The 18,268-nt window shown below is 76.0% G+C and carries 14 protein-coding genes and 1 pseudogene; 5 read left to right on the top strand and 10 right to left on the bottom strand.

Annotation, left to right across the window (positions count from 1 at the left end; all coding sequences use genetic code 11):
* Positions 1-216: 216 nt before the first annotated feature.
* Both ACWEFJ_RS21920 and ACWEFJ_RS21915 read right to left on the bottom strand, forming a co-directional pair.
* Positions 217-1,002 (bottom strand): LacI family DNA-binding transcriptional regulator, encoded by a 786-nt coding sequence (locus ACWEFJ_RS21920; protein WP_449714856.1) that lies wholly within the window; start codon positions 1,000-1,002, stop codon positions 217-219.
* A gap of 55 nt (positions 1,003-1,057) precedes the next feature.
* Positions 1,058-1,168 (bottom strand): annotated as a pseudogene (locus tag ACWEFJ_RS21915) (LacI family DNA-binding transcriptional regulator); the annotation flags it as partial.
* 273 nt (positions 1,169-1,441) lie between these two features.
* On the opposite strand from ACWEFJ_RS21915, the gene ACWEFJ_RS21910 reads away from it, so the two are divergent.
* A complete protein-coding gene (locus tag ACWEFJ_RS21910) occupies positions 1,442-2,731 on the top strand; it encodes an MFS transporter (protein ID WP_449714846.1) in 1,290 nt (429 codons plus the stop codon).
* A gap of 17 nt (positions 2,732-2,748) precedes the next feature.
* On the opposite strand, the gene ACWEFJ_RS21905 is transcribed toward ACWEFJ_RS21910, so the two are convergent.
* Together ACWEFJ_RS21905 and ACWEFJ_RS21900 are read right to left on the bottom strand one after the other, a co-directional pair.
* A complete protein-coding gene (locus ACWEFJ_RS21905; protein ID WP_449714845.1) occupies positions 2,749-5,064 on the bottom strand; it encodes an ABC transporter permease in 2,316 nt (771 codons plus the stop codon).
* Positions 5,061-5,753, bottom strand: a complete 693-nt coding sequence (locus ACWEFJ_RS21900; RefSeq protein ID WP_378091314.1) for an ABC transporter ATP-binding protein — start codon at positions 5,751-5,753, stop codon at positions 5,061-5,063. Before ACWEFJ_RS21900 ends, ACWEFJ_RS21905 begins: the two co-directional genes overlap by 4 nt.
* Positions 5,754-5,961: 208 nt before the next feature.
* Between ACWEFJ_RS21900 and ACWEFJ_RS21895 the strand changes: the two genes are divergently transcribed.
* Together ACWEFJ_RS21895 and ACWEFJ_RS21890 are read left to right on the top strand one after the other, a co-directional pair.
* Positions 5,962-7,230, top strand: coding sequence for a sensor histidine kinase (locus ACWEFJ_RS21895; protein ID WP_449714844.1), 1,269 nt, complete (start codon positions 5,962-5,964; stop codon positions 7,228-7,230).
* Positions 7,227-7,898, top strand: coding sequence for a response regulator (locus tag ACWEFJ_RS21890; protein WP_378091318.1), 672 nt, complete (start codon positions 7,227-7,229; stop codon positions 7,896-7,898). The genes ACWEFJ_RS21895 and ACWEFJ_RS21890 overlap by 4 nt, the downstream gene beginning before the upstream one ends.
* Before the next feature lie 144 nt (positions 7,899-8,042).
* Here the strand turns inward: ACWEFJ_RS21890 and ACWEFJ_RS21885 are convergent, their stop codons facing one another.
* On the bottom strand, positions 8,043-11,525 hold the full coding sequence (locus ACWEFJ_RS21885) for a BTAD domain-containing putative transcriptional regulator (protein ID WP_449714843.1): 3,483 nt from the start codon (positions 11,523-11,525) through the stop codon (positions 8,043-8,045).
* Positions 11,526-11,621: 96 nt separating this feature from the next.
* Here ACWEFJ_RS21885 and ACWEFJ_RS21880 point away from each other — a divergent pair, with 96 nt between their 5' ends.
* Entirely contained in the window at positions 11,622-12,488 is an 867-nt protein-coding gene (locus ACWEFJ_RS21880) for an alpha/beta fold hydrolase (protein ID WP_449714842.1), read from the top strand.
* 28 nt (positions 12,489-12,516) lie between these two features.
* On the opposite strand, the gene ACWEFJ_RS21875 is transcribed toward ACWEFJ_RS21880, so the two are convergent.
* From ACWEFJ_RS21875 to ACWEFJ_RS21860, 4 genes are all read right to left on the bottom strand, one after another.
* The gene (locus ACWEFJ_RS21875; RefSeq protein ID WP_378091357.1) at positions 12,517-13,533 is read right to left on the bottom strand and encodes a TerC/Alx family metal homeostasis membrane protein; all 1,017 of its coding nucleotides are present in this window, start codon (positions 13,531-13,533) and stop codon (positions 12,517-12,519) included.
* A gap of 2 nt (positions 13,534-13,535) precedes the next feature.
* Entirely contained in the window at positions 13,536-13,679 is a 144-nt protein-coding gene (locus ACWEFJ_RS21870) for a hypothetical protein (protein WP_378091324.1), read from the bottom strand.
* A gap of 189 nt (positions 13,680-13,868) precedes the next feature.
* Positions 13,869-14,309 (bottom strand): MarR family winged helix-turn-helix transcriptional regulator, encoded by a 441-nt coding sequence (locus ACWEFJ_RS21865; RefSeq protein WP_378091326.1) that lies wholly within the window; start codon positions 14,307-14,309, stop codon positions 13,869-13,871.
* A gap of 32 nt (positions 14,310-14,341) precedes the next feature.
* Complete coding sequence (locus ACWEFJ_RS21860; protein ID WP_449714841.1) at positions 14,342-16,348, bottom strand: GTP-binding protein; 2,007 nt, start codon at positions 16,346-16,348, stop codon at positions 14,342-14,344.
* A gap of 234 nt (positions 16,349-16,582) precedes the next feature.
* Here ACWEFJ_RS21860 and ACWEFJ_RS21855 point away from each other — a divergent pair, with 234 nt between their 5' ends.
* Positions 16,583-17,128 carry a hypothetical protein gene (locus ACWEFJ_RS21855; protein WP_378091330.1) on the top strand — a complete coding sequence of 182 codons (546 nt, stop codon included), beginning with the start codon at positions 16,583-16,585 and terminating at the stop codon, positions 17,126-17,128.
* A gap of 214 nt (positions 17,129-17,342) precedes the next feature.
* On the opposite strand, the gene ACWEFJ_RS21850 is transcribed toward ACWEFJ_RS21855, so the two are convergent.
* Positions 17,343-18,200, bottom strand: coding sequence for a hypothetical protein (locus tag ACWEFJ_RS21850; RefSeq protein ID WP_378091334.1), 858 nt, complete (start codon positions 18,198-18,200; stop codon positions 17,343-17,345).
* Positions 18,201-18,268 lie beyond the last annotated feature (68 nt).

Genomic DNA, 18,268 nt, shown 5'->3' with positions numbered 1-18,268 from the left:
CTCCACCCCTCACCCACCCCTCACCCACCCCTCCACGACCACCCCACCCCGGCCACCGCCTCCAGCCACCGGGCCGCTCCCGTTGGATGCCCACTCGCACAGGTCTGCGGGGACGTCACGGTCGGGTCGTGACCTCAAGGGCACGCCTGCCACCCCACGAGTCGCCCTCGCCCCCGGTGTGGCCGGTGACTCCTCCATGTCACGTCAGACGCGCCGTCAGGCGGTGTCGCGCAGGACCAGCGTGGACGGGTAGAAGGTCAGCGGTGCGGGGGTGTGGCGGTCCAGGGTGGCGGTGGCGGCGGCGGTCGCGATGGTTTCCACCGGGTTCGTGGTGGTGGTCAGGCCGGGACGGCTCAGGGCGGCGTAGGGGATGTCGTCGAAGCCGGCGACCGCGACGTCCCCCGGCACGTCCACGCCCGCCCGGCGCAGGGCGGTCAGCGCGCCCAGTGCCGACAGGTCGCCCAGCGCGAAGACGGCGTCCGTGTCGGGCCAGCGGGTGAGGAGTTCCGCGGTGGCGGTTTCGCCGCGGGCGGCGGTGAAGTCGCCCTCGACCAGGCGGGGTGGGTGGCCGGCGGCGTCCACGGCGCGGCGGTAGGCCCGCAGGGCGCGTTCGGTGCACGGGAGCCAGGGCGGGCCGGTGATCATGGCCACGCGTCGTCGGCCGGCGGCCAGCAGGTGTTCCACGAGGCGGGTGGTGGCGGTGCCGTTGTCCACGTCGAAGGACGGCACGTCGCGTGAGCCCACGCCGATGGCGACGACCCGGCCGCGCGCGGAGCGCGGGACGGTGGCCAGTGCCGGGCGGGTCGGGTTGACGACGACGATGCCGCCGATGCCCCGGTCCTCCGCCAGCCGGCCGAGTGCGCCGGGGTCGTGCAGGGGCAGCCAGTGCAGGGACACGCCGACGTCGCGCGCGGCGGCGGTGGTGGCGGTGGCGGCGAGGACGCGGGCGGCGTAGGGGTCGTTGAGGACGTGCGCGGTGGGGCCGCCGACGGCGACGGCGATGCGGGTGCCGCTGCGGGTGGCCAGGGCGCGGGCGGCGGCGTGGGGGGGTGTAGGCGAGTTCGCGGGCGGCTTCGGCGACCTTGGCGCGGGTGCGGGGTGACGCGGGGCCTCGGCCGGTCAGGGCGCGGGAGGCGGTGGCCGGGGAGACGCCGGCGCGGCGGGCCACGTCGTCCAGGGTCGGCTCGGTTCGCGGGTTTCTCGCCACGGGAGGGATTTTGCCGCACGTCGGGTCGTCGTGGGCCGCGCGTCGGTGGCTGTGGGCCGCGGATCGACGGCTGTGCGGGTGAGGGGGGTGAACGGACAGGGGGGTTGTGGTGGAAGCGCTTCCACGGCTGGGGTCGAGGCGGGCCGCACTGCACGGACCGGCGCGCTGCACAAGGGGCGGGACGGCAAGGCGTGCGGCGAGGGTTCGGGATCGAGGCGAACGGGGCGAGGTCACGTGGACGGGTGGAGAGAGCGCCGGATGGCGGGCACGGGGACGCGGCGCACCAGCACGGGAACGCACCGCACGAGCACGGGGACGCAGCGCAGGAGCACGAGGGCTCAGCGCACCAGCGCGGGGATGCGGGGAGAGGGCAGGGCGGTCAGGGGCGCGGTGGTCGGGGTCGCGGTCACGTTCGGGCTCAATGGGGTCGCCGTGGCGTCCTGGTTCGCCCGCGTCCCGGCCGCCCGCGAAGCGCTGGCCCTGGGCCCGCGCGAGTTGGGCCTCCTGCTGCTGGCGATGTCGGCGGGCGCGACGGTGTCGATGCTCACCGCCGGGGAGGTGACCCACCGGCTCGGCGCGCGACGCACGGTGTGCTGGTCGGCGGCGGGCGTGGCGGTCGGGTTGGGGGTCACCGGGGTCGCCGTCGGCAGCGCGCCTTCGGTGGTCGGGGCGGCCGTCGGGTTGTTCCTGCTCGGCTACGGGTCGGGCACGTGCAACGTCGCCATGAACGTCGAGGCGGCGGCGGTGGAGCGGGTGGTCGGGCGGACCGTGATGCCGCGGTTCCACGCGGTGTGGAGTTCGGGCACGGTGGTGGCGGCCGGGTTGGCGGCCGCGGCGGCCGTCGGCGGGATCCCGGTGACGGCGCACCTGGCGGGTGTCGCGGTGGTGACGGTGGTCGGCACGGTGGTGGCCGCACGGCGGTTCCGCTTCGCGGCCGCCGGCGGGAAGAACGCCAAGAGCGGTGTGCCGGCCGCCTGGCGCGAGCCGCGCACCCTGTTGATCGGGGTCCTGGTGCTGGTGCTGGCGTTCACCGAGGGCACCGCGAACGACTGGGTGGCGGTGGCGTTCGTGGACGGTCACGGGTTCGGGCCCGCGGCGGGCGCGGTGGTGTTCGGGGTGTTCGTGTCGACCATGACGTTCGGCCGGGTGGTGGGCACGGCGGCGTTGGACCGCTGGGGGCGGGTGCCGGTGGTGGCGGGCACGATGGTGTTGGCGGTCGGCGGGGTGGCGTTGGCGGTGTTGGCGTCACGGCCGGTGGTGGCCGTGGTCGGGGTGGCGTTGTGGGGGTTGGGCACGTCGCTGGGTTTCCCGGTGGGCATGAGCGCGGCGGCGGACGAGCACGACCGGGCGGCGGCGCGGGTGGGCGTGGTGGCGGTCATCGGGTACACCGCGTTCCTGGCGGGGCCGCCGGTGGTCGGTCTGCTCGGTGACCACGTGGGGGTGTTGCGGGCGTTGCTGGTGGTGCCGCTGGTGTTGCTCCCGGCGCTGGCGCTGGTGCCCGCCCTCCGCCCGCCGGGGCGGTAGGGCGGGCACCGGGCTCGTCACTCGGTGCGCAGCGCGGTGGCGGTGGACGTCCTGGCCGCCCACGTCGCGGGCAGCAGCGCGCCGAGGACGGCGATCAGCAGCCCGCCGACGCCGAGCAGCACCAGTCGCGCCGGGTCGTGGACGTCGAACGCCGAGGCGGGCAGGCCGATGCCGGCGCTCTCCCCCATCGCGGGCATCACCCACCGGTGCAGCGCGACGCCGGCGGGCACCCCGACCGCGCCGCCGACCAGGCCGATCAGGACGACGGAGGCGATCACCATCGCGGTGACCTGGCGCGGGGTCATGCCGAGTGCCCGGTGGACGCCGAGGTCGCGGACCCGTTCGCGGGTGTCGAGCACGACGGCGTTGAGCACGCCCATGGCGGCGACCGCGACGAGCACGAGGGTGAGGGTGGCGGTGAGGCCGTTGATCAGCAGGATGGTGTCGCTGAGCTGGTCCTGGCGGCCGGGTCGGGCGGTGGCGCCGAGCGGGGTGAGGGCCGCGTTCAGGTCGTCGAGGTAGGCGTCCACGTCGGTGCCCGGCCGTACCGCGATGTGGTGGACGGCGGCGCCCGTGCCGGCGAACGTGGCGGAGTCGGTGAGGACGACCATGCCGTCGTTGCTCATCTCGAACACGTCGCCGACGATGCGGAGCGTGACGGATTTGGTGCCGTCGTTGACCGTCACGGTGTCACCCACGCGTGCTCCGGTGGCGGTGAGGAACGGGGTGGCGGCGATGGCTTCGCCCGGTTGCGCGAACCACCGGCCGGAGACCATCTGGTAGCCGTCCCAGGTGGCGTCCCCGGTGAACGAGACGAGCATCGTCGTCCCGGTCACCCCGGCGACGGTGACCGGTGTCCGGGTCGTGCGGTACTGGGCCCGGGTCCCGGGCATCCCGTCGACCGCGGCGGCGACGGCGGCCGGGTCGCTGGGCCGTTCCTCGACGCGGGGTCGGGACCCGGAGCCGGGGTCGGGCGCGCCGATCGTCACGTCGGCCCGGTCGTGGTCGCGCGCGGCCTGCACCTGGTTGAGCGACGCGGCGAGGCCGACGGCGAAGGTGACGGCGGTGGCGCCGAACAGGACGGCGGCGGCCATGGCCGCGGCGCGGGCGGGGCGGGCGAAGGGGCGGGCGAGGCCGAGGCCGACGGGTCGCGGCACGGGGAGCCGGGCGGTCAGGCGGGCGGCCCGGCGGCCCCGGCCGGGTCGCGGGGTGCGGCCCACGGCGAGGGCGTCGGCGGTGCGCAGCCGCCCGGCCCGCAGCGCGCCGATCCACGCGGTCACGGTCACCAGGGCCAGTGCCCCGGCGGCGACGGCGACGTCCACCCACGGGGCCACGGCCAGCCCGACCGCGCCGTAGACCTCCTCGGTCTCGACCAGCACCGGGATCGCGAGGAGGTTGCCCGCGACGACGCCCGCCGCGGTGCCGACCGCGGCCGGGATCAGCGCCTGGGCCAGGTAAGCGCGGACGACCTGGGCGGGGGTGAAGCCGAGCGCCTTGAGGATGCCGATGCGGCGGGTGCCCGCGCCGACCGCGCCCGAGACCACGTTGCCGACCACGAGCAGCGACATGACCAGGCCGAGGACGCCGAACGCGACGAGGAACGGCACGAACACGGCGACGGCGCGGTCGGCGGTCTTCTTGAGCACGAGCCAGGACTGGGAGCCGATCAGGGCGTCGGGCGGGACGGCGGCGGCCACCGCGGCGCGGCCGGCGTCGACGGCGGCGGTGGTGTCCGCGACGGCGAACCGGTAGAGCACCTGGTGCGCCTCGGGCGTGGTGATCCACGACGGCGGCGCCCAGGCGTCGGCCGTGCGGCTGACCGACCGGGCGACGCCGACCACGGTCAGCGCGGTGCCGTCGGACAGGTCGATGCGGCGGCCGACGCCGGAGCCGCCGCGCGAACGGGCGTAGGGGCCGTCGGCGGACACGACGACTTCGCCGGGCGCGTCGGCCCACGTGCCGTCGGTGAGGGTGACCGCGTCCACGGGGCCGCCGGGGTCGGCTCGGCCGACGACGGTGAGCGGCGGCGGGTCGCCCGGGCCGTCGCCGCGCGGGGCGACGGTGGTGACGGGGAACGGCCCGGCCGAGGCGGTGACGCCGTCGACGGGTGCGGTGAGCTGCGCGGCGGTGGCCTTGTCCGCGGCGAACCGGGCGGACAGGTGCGCGCCGCGCTGCTCGGCGAACGCCTCGTCGAACGGGGCGGAGGAGGCGACCAGCAGGGAGCCGCCGAGCACGGACGACGTGACGGCCATGGCGGTGGCGAGGCCGATCACGGTCGTCTGCACGCGGCGTCGTGCCACGCCGGAGCGCACGACGCGGCCCAGCGCGCTCATCGGGTCGGCTCCGGCGCGGTGTCGGCGGCGATCCGGCCGTCGACCAGGTGGACGGTGCGGCGGGTGCACGAGCGGGCCAGCGCCAGGTCGTGGGTGACGACGACGAGGGTCTGGCCCTCGGCGTTCAGCTCGGTGAGCAGCGCGCCGACGTCCTCGCCGGAGGCGGTGTCGAGCGCGCCGGTCGGTTCGTCGGCGAGCAGCAGCGCGGGCCGGTTCATCAACGCCCGGGCGACGGCGACGCGTTGGCGTTCGCCGCCGGACAGCCGGCCGGGGTAGGCGCGGGCGTGGCGGGCGACGCCGAGCCGGTCGAGCAGTTCGGCGGCGCGGGCGTGCGCCGCGCGCCGGTTCGTGCCGGTGAGCTGCGCGGGCAGGGCGACGTTGTCGGCGACGGTGAGGTCGTCGAGGAGGTTGAAGAACTGGAAGACCATGCCGATGTGGGCGCGTCGGTGGCGGGCGGAGGCGGCTTCGCCGAGCCGGTCCACGCGGGCGCCGGCGACGGTGACCTCGCCGGTGTCGGGCCGGTCGAGGCCGGCGACGAGGTTGAGCAGGGTGGACTTGCCGCTGCCGGACGGTCCGAGGACCGCGACGGCCTCGCCTTCGCGGACGGTCAGCGTCACGTCCCGCAACGCCGGTGGTCCGTCGTCGTAGCCGCGGCTCACCTCGCGCAGTGCGATCACGGGCGTGGTCATGGTCTGCTCCCCTGGGTCGTCCTCGGGCATGGCCCGGTGGACGCTAGGAGCGGGGCGGGCGGTGGCGCGTCGGTCCGGTGGGGCATTTCCGGTCGCCCGCGGGGATGAGGGCGGGCGGGTGTCATCCTCGCGATGTAGTCGAACGGTGGGGGCGAGGGGGTCGTCCGGGTGGATGTGGGGCGGTGGGCGGGTCGGTGAGAATGGCCGCGTGACGAACGCGCCGGTGGCGGACCGACTGCGGGCCCGGGTCGCGTCGGCGGTCGTGCCGACCGGTCCGCTGCCGCGGCCCGCGGCGCGCAACTACGTGTTCGACGTGGTGCTGGCGCTGGTGATCGGCATCGCGTCGGCGCAGTACGCGATCGCCGCGCAGGACGGGCCGCAGCACGTGGTGGTCGGCGGGCTGGTCGCGCCCGTGCCGCCGCAGCGGCCCGCGGACGCGTTCGGCGCGGTGCTGGTCGTGGTGGTGGCGGCGGTGCCGTTGGCGTTGCGGCGGCGGTACCCGCTGGCCGTGCTGTGGGTGGTGTTGTACGCGACGTTGGTGACGCCGTTCGACGCGCCGAGGCTCACTTTCTACGCGTGCGTCGTCGCGGCGTACTCGGCGGCGGCGTACAGCCCGTACCGGCCGCCCGCGTTGGCGAGCCTGGCGGTGGTGGTGCTGGCGGTGGGCGTGTTCCGGGACCCGGAGCTGCCGGTGGTGCCGAACCAGTACGTGCCGGTGCTGGTCCTGGTGCCGTTGGTGGTGGCGGCGAACGGGTTGCGCACGTGGAAGGTCCGCACGGACGAGGGTCGGGCGCAGGTGTCGGCGCTGGAGCGGGAGCGGGCGGAGGCGTTGCGGCGGGCGGTCGAGCACGAGCGGTCCCGGATCGCGCGGGAGCTGCACGACGTGGTGACGCACCACGTGAGCGTGATGACGATCCAGGCGGGTGCGGCGCGGAAGGTGATGGCGGTGTCGCCGGAGCAGGCGCGGGAGGCGTTGTTGGCGGTGGAGGCGGGCGGTCGGGCGGCGATGACGGAGCTGCGGCACGTGATGGGGTTGCTCGCGGCGGGCGGTCCGGACCCGGCGGACCTCGCGCCGCAGCCGGGGCTGGACCAGGTGGAGGCGTTGGTGGCGCGGGTGCGGGACACCGGGGTGCCGGTCGAGTCGAGGGTGGTGGGGCGGCGTCGGCCGTTGCCGTCCGGGGTGGAGCTGGCGGCGTACCGGGTGGTGCAGGAGGCGTTGACGAACGCGGTGAAGCACGCGGCGGGCGGCGCCGCGGCGGTGACCGTGGCCTACGGCGCGGACCACCTCCGGGTGGAGGTGGAGGACACCGGCGGCGGGCCCGGTCCCGGCGCGGCGGCCGGCAACGGGCACGGGCTGATCGGGCTGCGGGAGCGCCTGGCCGTCTACGGCGGCACGCTGGACGCCGGGCCGCGGCCCGGCGGCGGCTACCGGGTCACCGCGGCGATCCCCCTGGAACCGGCCGCGGAGGCGTGGTGAGCCGCCCGTTGCGCGTGGTGGTGGCCGACGACCAGGTGCTGGTGCGGACCGGGTTCCGGATGATCCTCACCGCCGACGGCATCGACGTGGTCGGCGAGGCGACCAACGGCGTGGAGGCCGTGGAGGCGGTGCGGCGCACCGTGCCGGACGTGGTGCTGATGGACGTGCGGATGCCGGAGCTGGACGGCCTGGAGGCCACCCGGCGCATCCTGGCCGGCGCGGACGACGGGCCGCGGGTGATCATCCTGACCACGTTCGACCTCGACCACTACGTGTACGCGGCGTTGTCGGCGGGCGCGAGCGGGTTCCTGCTCAAGGACGTCACGCCGGAGCACCTGGTCGCCGCGGTCCGGATGGTGCGCTCGGGTGACGCGTTGCTCGCGCCCGCGATCACGCGCCGGCTGGTGGAGCGGTTCGCGCACCGGGGCGGGGAGACCGCCGCGGTGCACCGCGACCTGGCCGCGTTGACGCCGCGGGAGCTGGAGGTGCTGCGGCTGTTGGCGCGGGGGTTGAGCAACGCCGAGCTGGCGGGCCGGCTGCACCTGTCCGAGGCGACCGTGAAGACGCACGTGGCGCGCATCCTGGCCAAGCTCGGGTTGCGCGACCGGGTGCAGGCGGTGGTGGTCGCCTACGAGACGGGTCTGGTCACGCCCGGCGCGGAGGGGTGAGCCGCTTCCGTTCGCGCGGTGGCGCGGGAAGGCGGTCAAGCGGGCGGCAGCGCGCGGTGACGCGGTCGAGCAGGCGGTGACGCGGTCGAGCACGCGGCGGGCGAGGACAAGCAGGCGGGAACGCGGTCGAGCTGGCGGGCGGGGTCACGATCGGGCGGGCGGTGGCGCGGCCGGGCGCGGTGGTGTCCACTGTGGAGCGCCGAGCCGGTCGGCCAGCTCGCGTGCCCGGCGGTGGTGGGCGGCGGCTTCGTCGTGGCGGCCGAGCAGGGCGGCCAGCGTGCCGAGGTGGTGGGCGGTCGGTCCGAACGAGACCAGGCCGCTGCCCGCGCCGGCCAGCTCGTCGGCGGCGGGCAGGAGGGCGTGGTAGAGGCGGGCCGCGGTCGGCCGGTCGCCCGCTTCGACGGCGAGCGCGGCGTGCAGGCACGTCCTGGCCTCGAACAGCAGGTCGTGCGGTGAATCGGGGACGACGGCGGCGAGCGCTTCGGCCCGCTTCCCCTGTGCCAGCAGGGTGATGGGGCGCGCCCACGGCTCGTACGGGCCCCAGTCGGCGTCCGGGACGACCTCCCCCAGGCTCAGCAGGGCCAACGGGAGGATGCCCCGCTCCACACCGGGCATGCCCGCGCCGGTCAGGCGGGACGCGGCGGCCCGGTAGGCGGCCGCCGCCTCGGCACGGCGACCCGTCACGGCGAGGCGCAGCGCGGCGTACCAGGTCGTGAACACGCCGACCAGCGGCAGGTCGTGGCGGTCGGCGAGGGCGTCGGCCGCGGCGGCGTGGCGGTCGGCGGCGGGCAGGTCGGCGAGCGCGGTCCGGGCCTGGACGGCGATCAGGTGGCCGAGGACCTCGAACGTCACCAGGCCGTGGCGGGCGGACAGGTCGAGCAGTTCGTCGCCGAGCCGGGCCCGGTCGGGTGCCAGGCCGGCGCGGTGGCACGTCTGGAGGAACCGGCCGTTGAGCGCCAGTGCGAGCAGTGGCGGGTCGTCCAGGCGGCGGGCGATGGCCTCCGCCTCCAGGGCCGCGGCCAGACCGCGCCGGCCCGGGTCGGCGCGGCGTTCCATCGCGATCGTGACCAGCAGGCGGGCGCGGTCGGCGTCGTGCCCCGGGGGTAGGGCGCGCAGCGCGCGTTCGGCCGCGTGGACCAGGCGGGCGGACAGGGCTTCGTCGTCGTTGGTGGTCCACAGGGCGGGCACGTCGAACGAGCCGATCGTGCGGGCGGTCAGCACCGGGTCGTCCTCGACCTCCGGGATGGCCTCCGCGCGGTGGCGGCGGGCCTGCTCCAGGTCGCCGGTCACGGCCAGCGCGCGCACCAGGCCCGCCACGGCGGCCGGCCGGTCGGCCGGCGCGGACCGGTCGAGCGTCTCCCGCCACAGCGCCGCCGCCTGGTGGGGCGCGAACCGGCGTTCGGCCCGTTCGGCGGCGGCCCGGGTGTAGCGGGCGGTGCGGGCGTCGGCGACGCGGCGCCCGGCGCGCAGGAGGTGGTGGGCGAGGGCGTCCACGTCGTCGGGCCGGGTCCGCTCCAGGACGTCGGCGGCCTCGGCGTGCCACCGGGCGCGGCGGGCGTGGGCGATGTCCTCGTACAGGGTCTCCTGGACGAGCGCGTGGGCGAACCGCAGGCGGTCCGGGGCGGGCTCGACCAGGAAGCCCGCGCGCAACGCCGACTCGACGGAGTCCAGCACCGCGTCCTCGTCGCCGGCCAGGGCGACCAGCACGTCGAGGTCGACGTCGCGGCCGAGGACCGACGCCTGCCGCAGGTGGGTGCGGGCGGTGTCGGTGAGCCGGGCGAGGCGGTGGCGCAGGACGTCGCGGACGCCGGCGGGGACGCTGCGCAGCTCCGGGTCCGCCTCCCACAGGCGGGTCAGCTCGCGGACGAAGAACGGGTTGCCCGCGCTGCGGCCGTGGATCGCGCGGACGTCGGCCGGGGTCGGCTCGCGGCCGGTGAGGGTCTCGACCAGCTCCCGCACCCGGGCCTCGGGCAGGCCGCCCGGGTAGACGCGGGCGGGCTCGGCGCGGGCGGCGCGGGCCAGGGCCGCGGTCAGGGCCGGGGTGATCTCGGTGGAGCGGTAGGTGGCGACGACGAGCAGGCGTCCGGTGTCGGGGTGGGCCAGGGACGTGAGCAGGTCGAGGGTGTCCTCGTCGGCCAGGTGCACGTCGTCGAAGACGAGCAGGACCGGGTGGGGGATGCCGGCCAGGTAGGAGGCGATGGCGCGGTGTCGTTCGAAGCGCGCGGCGGGGGTCGGCGGGGGAGGGTGCCCGGCGGCGGCGAGGGTCTGCTGGATCCGGGTCCACGGCCAGGCGGTGGGCGCGCCCTCGGGGCAGGTGGCCCAGGCGGTCGTCCAGCCGGCGGCGGCGAGCCGGTCGGCGAACACCCTGACCAGCGCCGTCTTGCCGACGCCCGCGGTGCCGGACACCAGCACCAACCGGGCCTCGCGCGCGGCCTGGTCGAGCTGCGCCAGCTCGGCGTCCCGGCCGACGAACGGGTGCGGCGCGGCCGGGGGGAGGTCGAGCGGCGCGGCGGGCGAGGTCGGGGGCACCGCCGGGACGACGGGCGAGGGCGCAGCGGCGGCGGCCGGAGCGTCGACCGGGGTCCGGGCGCTGGGCGCGGCGGCCGACGGCGGAGCGGACGGCGACCCGGCGGCGGTCGGGTCCGCGCCGCCGGCCGGCGGGACGGCGGCGGGCGAGACGGCGGGCGGGGTGGGGGCAGGTGGGGAGGTGGCAGGCGAGGTGGGGTGGACCGGTTGTGCGGGGGCGGCGGGCGAGGCGGGGGCGGGCAACCCGGTGGCAGGCGACCCGGCAGCGGGTGGCCCGGCAGCGGGTGGGGAGGTGGCAGGTGAGGCGGGGTCGACCGGTCGTGGGGCCGCGGGGGCGGGGGCGGTGAGGGCCGGGTCGTGGGCGAGGATGGCCGACTCCAGGCGGCGCAGGGCCGGGGCCGGGTCGACGCCCAGTTCGGCGCGCAGCATGTCGCGGGCCTGGCGCAGCGTGGCCAGCGCCTCCCCCTGCCGCCCGGTCCGGTACAGCGCCAGGGCCAGCAGCCGGCGGCCGTCCTCGCGCAGCGGGTGCGCGGCGACGTGGTCGCGCAGGTCCGGCACCGACTCCCCCGCCTCGCCGAGCGCCAACGCCGCCTCGGCCCGCCGCTCCACCGCCAGCAGCCGCAGCTCGTCCAGCCGCGCGGCCTCGCCCCGCGCCCACGGCCGGTCGGCGAACTCCGCGTAGGCGGGACCGCGCCAGAGCCCCAGCGCCTCCCCCAGCGCCGTCCGGACCTCCCCGGGCCGCCCCTCGGCGAGCGACCGCGCCGCCCCGGCGACCGCCGCCTCGAACCGCCACGCGTCCACCTCGTCCGCCCGCAGCGCGTACCCCGGCGGCACGGTCACCAGCAGCCGGGCCGGGGTCCGGGGTGGGCGGTCCGGTTCGAGGGCCTTCCGCAGCGCGCCCACGAACGTCTGCACCGCGCCCTGCGCGCGGTCCGGCGCGTCGCCCTCCCACAGGTCGTCGATCAGCCGGGTGACCGGCACCACCCGCCCCTTGGCGACGAGGAGCCGCGCCAGCACGGCCCGGTGCCGCGGGCCCTTGAGGTCGACCGGCCCGCGGTCGCCCACGGCCTCCAGCGGCCCCAACACCCGGAAAAGCACCATCGCCGACAACGTACCCCCGTGCTGAGCCGACGCTGATCGGCCGCTGATCGGCCTCGCCGAGGGTGGTGGGGCAAGCCGAACCACCGAGGAGCGAGCATGATCAGCGAGTTCACCCGGCAGCGCGTCACCGTCGCCGACGGCGTGGCGCTCAACGTCGCCGTGGGAGGGTCGGGCAGCCCCGTCGTGCTGCTGCACGGGTTCCCGCAGACCCACCTGATGTGGCGGCACGTCGCCGCCGACCTGGCCGCCGACCACACCGTCATCTGCCCCGACCTGCGCGGGTACGGCGCCAGCGACAAGCCGGCCGACGACGGCCGGACCTACGCCAAGCGCACGATGGCCGCCGACGTCGTCGCCCTCGCCCGCGCGCTCGGGCACGACCGCTTCGCGCTGGCGGGCCACGACCGGGGCGCGCTGGTGGCCATCCGGGCGGGCCTCGACCACCCGGACGTGGTCACCCACCTGGCGTCGCTGGACGTGCTGCCGACCCTGGACATGTGGGACGTCCTGCACGGCACGAGCGCCGCCGTCGGCTTCCACCTGTACCTGATGGCGCAGCCGCCCAGCCTGCCGGAGGCCATGATCGCCGCCTCGGCGGACGCGTTCTTCGGCCACTTCCTCGACCTGTGGGCGACCGACCCGGCCGCGATCCCGGCCGACGTCCGCGCCGCGTACCTGGAGGCGTCGCGCGAGGCGGTCCCGTCGATCGTGGCCGACTACCGCGCCTCCGCCACCGCGGACGTGGCGGACGACCTGGCCGACCGGGAGGCCGGCAACCGGCTGCGCATGCCGGTGACCGTGCTCCAGCAGGACTGGGGCGCGGCGCTGGGCTTCGACGCCGCCGCCCGGTGGCGCGCGTGGGCCCCGGACCTGGAGCACCGGACCGTGTCCTGCGGCCACTTCATGGCCGAGGAAGCGCCCGGTGAGGTGGTCGGGGCGCTGCGCGACCTGCTCCGGCGCTGACCGGCCCGGGAAGACGCGGGGGACGCCCTCAGCCGGCGGACCGCCGGTCGGACGACTCGGCGGCCCGCCGGGCCCGCAGCGAACCCGGGCGCGCCTTCACCGAGGGGTCGCGCCGGGTCCGGACCAGGCTCGCCACCGTCACGACCGCCAGCACGACCACGATCACCCCGAGGCTGAGCAGCGTCGGCACCTGCGGCACGCGCGGGTCCACGTCCTCGTGCGCCCAGTGCAGCACCAGCTTCACCCCGATGAACGCGAGGATCAGCGACAACCCGGTCGACAGGTACACCAACCGGTCCAGCAGGCCCTTGACCAGGAAGAACAACGCCCGCAGGCCGAGCAGCGCGAACGCGTTGGCGACGAACACGACGTAGGGCTCGGAGGTGATGCCGAAGACCGCGGGGATGGAGTCCAGCGCGAACAGCACGTCGATGCTGCCGATCGCGAGCAGCACGAGGAACAGCGGCGTGGCGACCCGCCGTCCCCCGGTCCGGCTGAACAGCTTCCCGTCGTCGTAGTCGTCGGCGAAGGGCAGCACCCGGCGCGCGGTCTTCACCACGACGTTGTCCTCGACGTCGGGCTCCTCGTCGCGGTGCCGGAACAGCTGCACGGCGGTGTAGAGCAGCAGCAGTCCGAACAGGAGGAAGACGAACGAGAACATCGACAGCAGCGTCGCGCCGACGGCGATGAACACCGCCCGCAGGGCCAGCGCCAGCACGATGCCGAACGTCAGCACCTTGTGCTGGTGCTCCTCCGGCACGGCGAACGTGGACATGATGATCACGAACACGAACAGGTTGTCGACCGACAGGCTCTTCTCGACCAGGTAGCCGACGAAGAACTCGGTGCCCGCGTCGCCGCCGTGCCGCAGCGTGAACCACACCCCGAACGCCACCGCGAACAGCACGTAGAACACCGACCAGGCGGTCGCCTCGCGGATGCCGACCCGGTGCGGCCGCAGCGCGGCCAGCGCCAGGTCCACCGCGAGCAGCGCGACGACCAGGCCGATGGTGATCCCCCAGGTGAGCCCGCTGATCCCGGCCACGGTCACCGGCCGGAGGTCGGCGGCTGCGGCGGGGGCAACGGCCGCGGCGGCACCGGCTCGGGGCCGGCGGGCTGCGGCCGGCGCGGGACGACGGGGTCCGGCGCCTGCGGGTCCGGCGGGTCCGGTGCGTGGTCCCGGGCGGTCATGGGTCGCTCCTCACGGCCGGGTGGGTACCCCGCCGCGCGGACCCGGTAACGCCACCCGGCCACCTCGCCACCCGCCCGGACGGCCGGCCTCGACGGCAAGGTTGACCGACGCTCGCCGACACCTCCCGGCCGCCCGCCGGCGTCCGGGCCGCAGCCCTCGGGCGCGGGCGAACGGCCCGCCCGGACGCGCTACTCCTCCAGCAGGTCGCCGAGGTCGCGCAGCGTGCCGGTGGCGGCGCGCAGCTCGGCCAGGGGCAGCCGGCCGCCCAGGTCGTTCGCCCACGCCGCCTGCCGCGCCTCGACCTCCCGCAACGCCGCCCGGCCGCGCGGGGTCGGGGCCAGCAGCCTGGCCCGCCGGTCGTCCGGGTTGTCCCGGAACACCGCCATCCCGTCGCGCACCAGCCCGGCCGCGGTCTGCCGCACCGCCTGCCTGGTCAACCCCATGGTCCGGGCCACCCGGGCGATCGTGCACGGCCCGTGGTCGACCACCCCGAGCACCTGCCAGCGCGCGCTGGTCAGGCCGGACGGCCCGGCCAGCCCGTCGCCGGCCGCGAGCAGCAGGCCGTTCACCCGGAACACCTCGACCAGCAGGTGCGAGAACTCCCGGCCGCGATCGGACAACTCGGTCACGCCGGACAACCTCCCAGATTGACAGGTACCTGTCAAAAACCGAGGTCCCGGTTGGACAGGAACCGCAGGTACTCGTCGCGGTCGAGCGGGTTGCCGTCGGTCCGGGCCCTGGTCGGCGCGGGGCCCCGGACCGGTCGGGCCGGGCCGGGCTCGTGCCACGCGCTCCCCTCGCCGCGGGTCAGGCCGGGCAGCGCGGACACCAGGTCGTGCAGCGAGCGGGCCGGCAGGTCGCCGGGCACGAGCCATCCCGTTCCCGACGCCACCGGCGGGCCGAGCGTCGCGCCCAGCGAGAGCAGCAGGCCCGTGACGGCGCCCAGCGCGTCCTCCGGCGCCTCCACCTCGACCCGGTGGCCGGGCTCGTGGACCACGCTGCCCGCCCGGCGCAACGCCTCCAGCACCACCATGGGCGTGAGATCGCGGAAGTCGGCGGCGGTGGTCATCGGCGCTTCGCAGCCGACGTGCGTGATCGTCACCGCGCAGTCGGTCACCTCCCAGCCGTGCAGGCCCTGCCGCAGCGTCGCGGTCACCGCGTCCTCGATGGCCCGGTGGTAGGACTTCGGCAGCAGGCCGAGCTGCGCCTCCCGGACCACCCGGTTGCCGGCGCCGGGCGGCCGCGGCTCGACCCGGATGCCCACCGTCTGCCAGAAGTCGTTGGGCCCGCGCGGGACGAACTCGTGCCGGGCCTCGCCGCGGCCGGCGGGCCGTTCGAAGTACACCGGCCGGGCCTGCTCGAACACCGCCTCGACGCCGAACTCCGCCGCCAGCCGCTCGGCGAGCACCTCCCGCTGCACCGCGCCGTACAGCAGGACGGACGTCGAGCCGTCGCCCACCGCCCTGGTCCGGATCAGCGGGTCCTCGTCGGCCAGCCGGGTGAGCGCGGCGTGCAGCTCGGACTCCCGGCCGGGTCGCGCGGGCCGCACCACCGACTCCAGGACCGGCGGCGAGAAGTGCCGGCGCGGGCCGTCGTCGTCCGGGCCGAGCCGGTCGCCCACGCGCACCCGCGGCAGGCCGCGCAGCCTGCCGATGCCGCCCGCGACGAGCGGCCCGGCGCCACCGCCGACCACCTCCAGCCCGGCCACGCGCCCCCGGTGCTCCTCGACCGCGCCCGAGTCGTCGCGCCGCCGGAACGCCACCCGCTGCCGGGCGCGCACCGTGCCGGAGAACAGGCGCAGGTAGGCGACCTTCTCGCCGTTGGCGGCGCGTTCGACGGCGAACACCGTGCCGCGCGGCTCCCCCGGCGGCGCGGGGCGCGGCGCGAGGAACCGGCGCACCCCGTCGACCAGCCCCGCCGTGCCCGCGCCCGACAGCGCGGAGCCGAAGAACACCGGGTGCACCAGCCCCCGGCACGTCTGGTCGCGCAGCAGCGCGGGCAGGTCGTCCGGCACGTCGCCCGCGAGCACCCGGTCCAGCACCCGCAGGTCGTGGTCGGCCAACAGCTCGGCCACCTCCGCGGCGAACCCGGGGTCGGCGAACGACCGGGGCACGACGGCCGCGTCCCGCGCGCCCAGCCGGTCCACCCGCGCCATCGGCACGACGGCGGGGGTGAGCCGGCGCCGGATCTCGGCGAGCAGGTCGTCGTGCCGCGCGCCCGCGCGGTCCACCTTGTTGACGAACAGCAGCGTCGGCAGGCGCAGCCGCGCCAGCGTCCGCATCAGCACCCTGGTCTGCGCCTGCACCCCCTCCACCGCCGAGAGCACGAGCACCACGCCGTCGAGCACGGACAGGGCGCGTTCCACCTCGGCGATGAAGTCGGGGTGCCCCGGCGTGTCCACCAGGTTCACCTGGAGGTCGCCCAGGACGGGGTCGGTCAGCGCGAACCACGCCACGGCGGAGCGGATCGTGATGCCGCGGCGGCGTTCCAGCTCGCCGCTGTCGGTCTGCGTGTCACCGGCGTCGACGCTGCCCAGCCGCGGGATCCTCCCGTGGTCGAACAGCAGCCGCTCGGTGAGGCTGGTCTTACCGGCGTCGACGTGCGCGAGCACGCCCAGGTTGAGGGTTCGGGCGGGAATGGCGGACCTCGGAGGTGTGAGCAGTGGCATCGGGACGGAGCACACCGTCGAGTCGCCGCATCTCACTTCCTCCTCGGAGCCGGATTCCCGCGCGGACGGCGTCAGGGTAGGGCGGACGGGCGCCTCCCGCCGAACGGGTTTCCCGGCGAACTCCCATACCACGGCCTGTTCTGTCGGAAAATCTCCCACTTGGCCGCTGTGCGGTGACAAGCGGACACCTAAGCTGCGAATCCGACGATCCCTGCCGTCGAAAGGACCTCCCCCATGCGCACCGGACGATTCCGCGCCGCACTCGTGGCCGCGGCCACCGCACTGCTCGCCGTCACCGGCGCGACGACGGCCGCGGCGGCGCCCGCCCAGGCCGTCGAGGACACCGTCTTCGCCCCCGCCGCCGACACCCCGGTCACGGCGCTGGTCACCAAGCTCAGCCACTCGCAGGCCGCGTCCCGCTTCCGCACCGCGGGCATCACGTGGTCGTCCAGCGGTGGGTGCAGCGACCGCAACAACTCCACCTGCACGTCGTTCGAGCAGATCAACCTGACCACGGTGCAGGGCGCGGAGACGCTCAAGCGGGCCACCGGCTGCGCCCTGAACATCACCGGCGGCACCGAGACCGGGCACGCCAGCGGCACCTACAGCCACTGGAACGGCTACAAGCTCGACTTCAGCCTGTCGACCTGCCTGGGCAACTACATCCGCGGCACGTTCGGCTACATCGGTGGCAACAAGTGGCAGTCCGGCTCCGGGAACGTCTACTACCTGGAGAGCAACCACTGGGACGTCACCTACTACAACTGCGGCGGCTGCTGACACCGCCGCGGGAACGGGGGACCGGCCGCGGCCGGTCCCCCGTTCGTCACCCGAAGACCCGCACCCCCGGCAGGCCGACCGGGTCCGCGTCGTCCGACGACGACGGCCAGTCCTACCTCTACTGGGACCGGGAAGGTCCGGCCGCCGGCGGGAACGCGTGCGGCGGGACCGGTGTCCCCGCGCGGGAAGGGCGCGGGGCACCGGTCGTCGGCGATCAGCGGCCGTAGCGGCTCTTCAGGTGCCGCCACCAGTCGCGGAACATCCAGGCGTCGAACTCCGTGATCGTGCTCGCGCTGCCCGCCTTCATGAGGAAGCCGCCCACACCGGACGGCGTCCAGTCGTAGAAGTCGTCCAGCCCGAAGGTGTGGCCGATCTCGTGCAGCAGGATGTGCACGTTCGGCGAGCCCAGGTTGTTCACGAAGTACTCGCTGCCGAGGCGCTGGCCCCAGTCGCCGCCCGCGCCGCCGCCCATCCCGGCGGTCAGCCACAGCGACTGGTCGTAGTGCCGCGCCACGCCGCCCGGGCAGTTGCGGTACTGGCCGTCGCGGACGAAGAACCGGCCGCACGGCTCGGCGCACTGCGGCGCGTTCTCCCGGATGTTGTTGACGTAGATGTCGACCGAGTTGTCCGTCCACTGCAACGTGGCGCGGTCGCGGACCGCCCAGCCGACCACCCTGACCGGCACCTCGGCGTAGGGCCAGTTGTTGTGGCCCACCATGAGGTCCATCCACTTCCCGTACTGCTCGGCGAGCTTGGCGTGGACGCGGTCGCGCAGCGAGGCGCTGACCGGCGCGGACGAGTCCCACCGCACGCAGAAGTTCAGGTAGCCGCCGTTGACGAACACCTGGTCCCAGCCGTAGTTGCGGAACCCGTACAGGTTGCCGTAGGTGCTCTCCTGGTGCGACCACACCTGGTTCAGCGGGGTCACCAGGTTCGCCGGCGGGCTCCAGGTCGCCGGGTTGGCGGCGACCGCGACGTCCCGCGACTGCCCGGCCTGCGCGACGCCCGCGCCGCCGAACGCCAGGGCGAGCACCAGCCCGCCCAGCACTGCTCTCTTCCAGGACCGCGACACTGCGATCCTCCTTCCGGTTGCCGTTGCTCCGACGTGACTGCGTTGCATGGCGGCGGAGATCGGGGAGC

It is taken from the genome of Actinosynnema sp. NPDC004786 (assembly GCF_053601135.1).
Note: the sequence above shows the minus strand (reverse complement) of the source record. Positions and strands in the feature narration are given on the sequence as shown.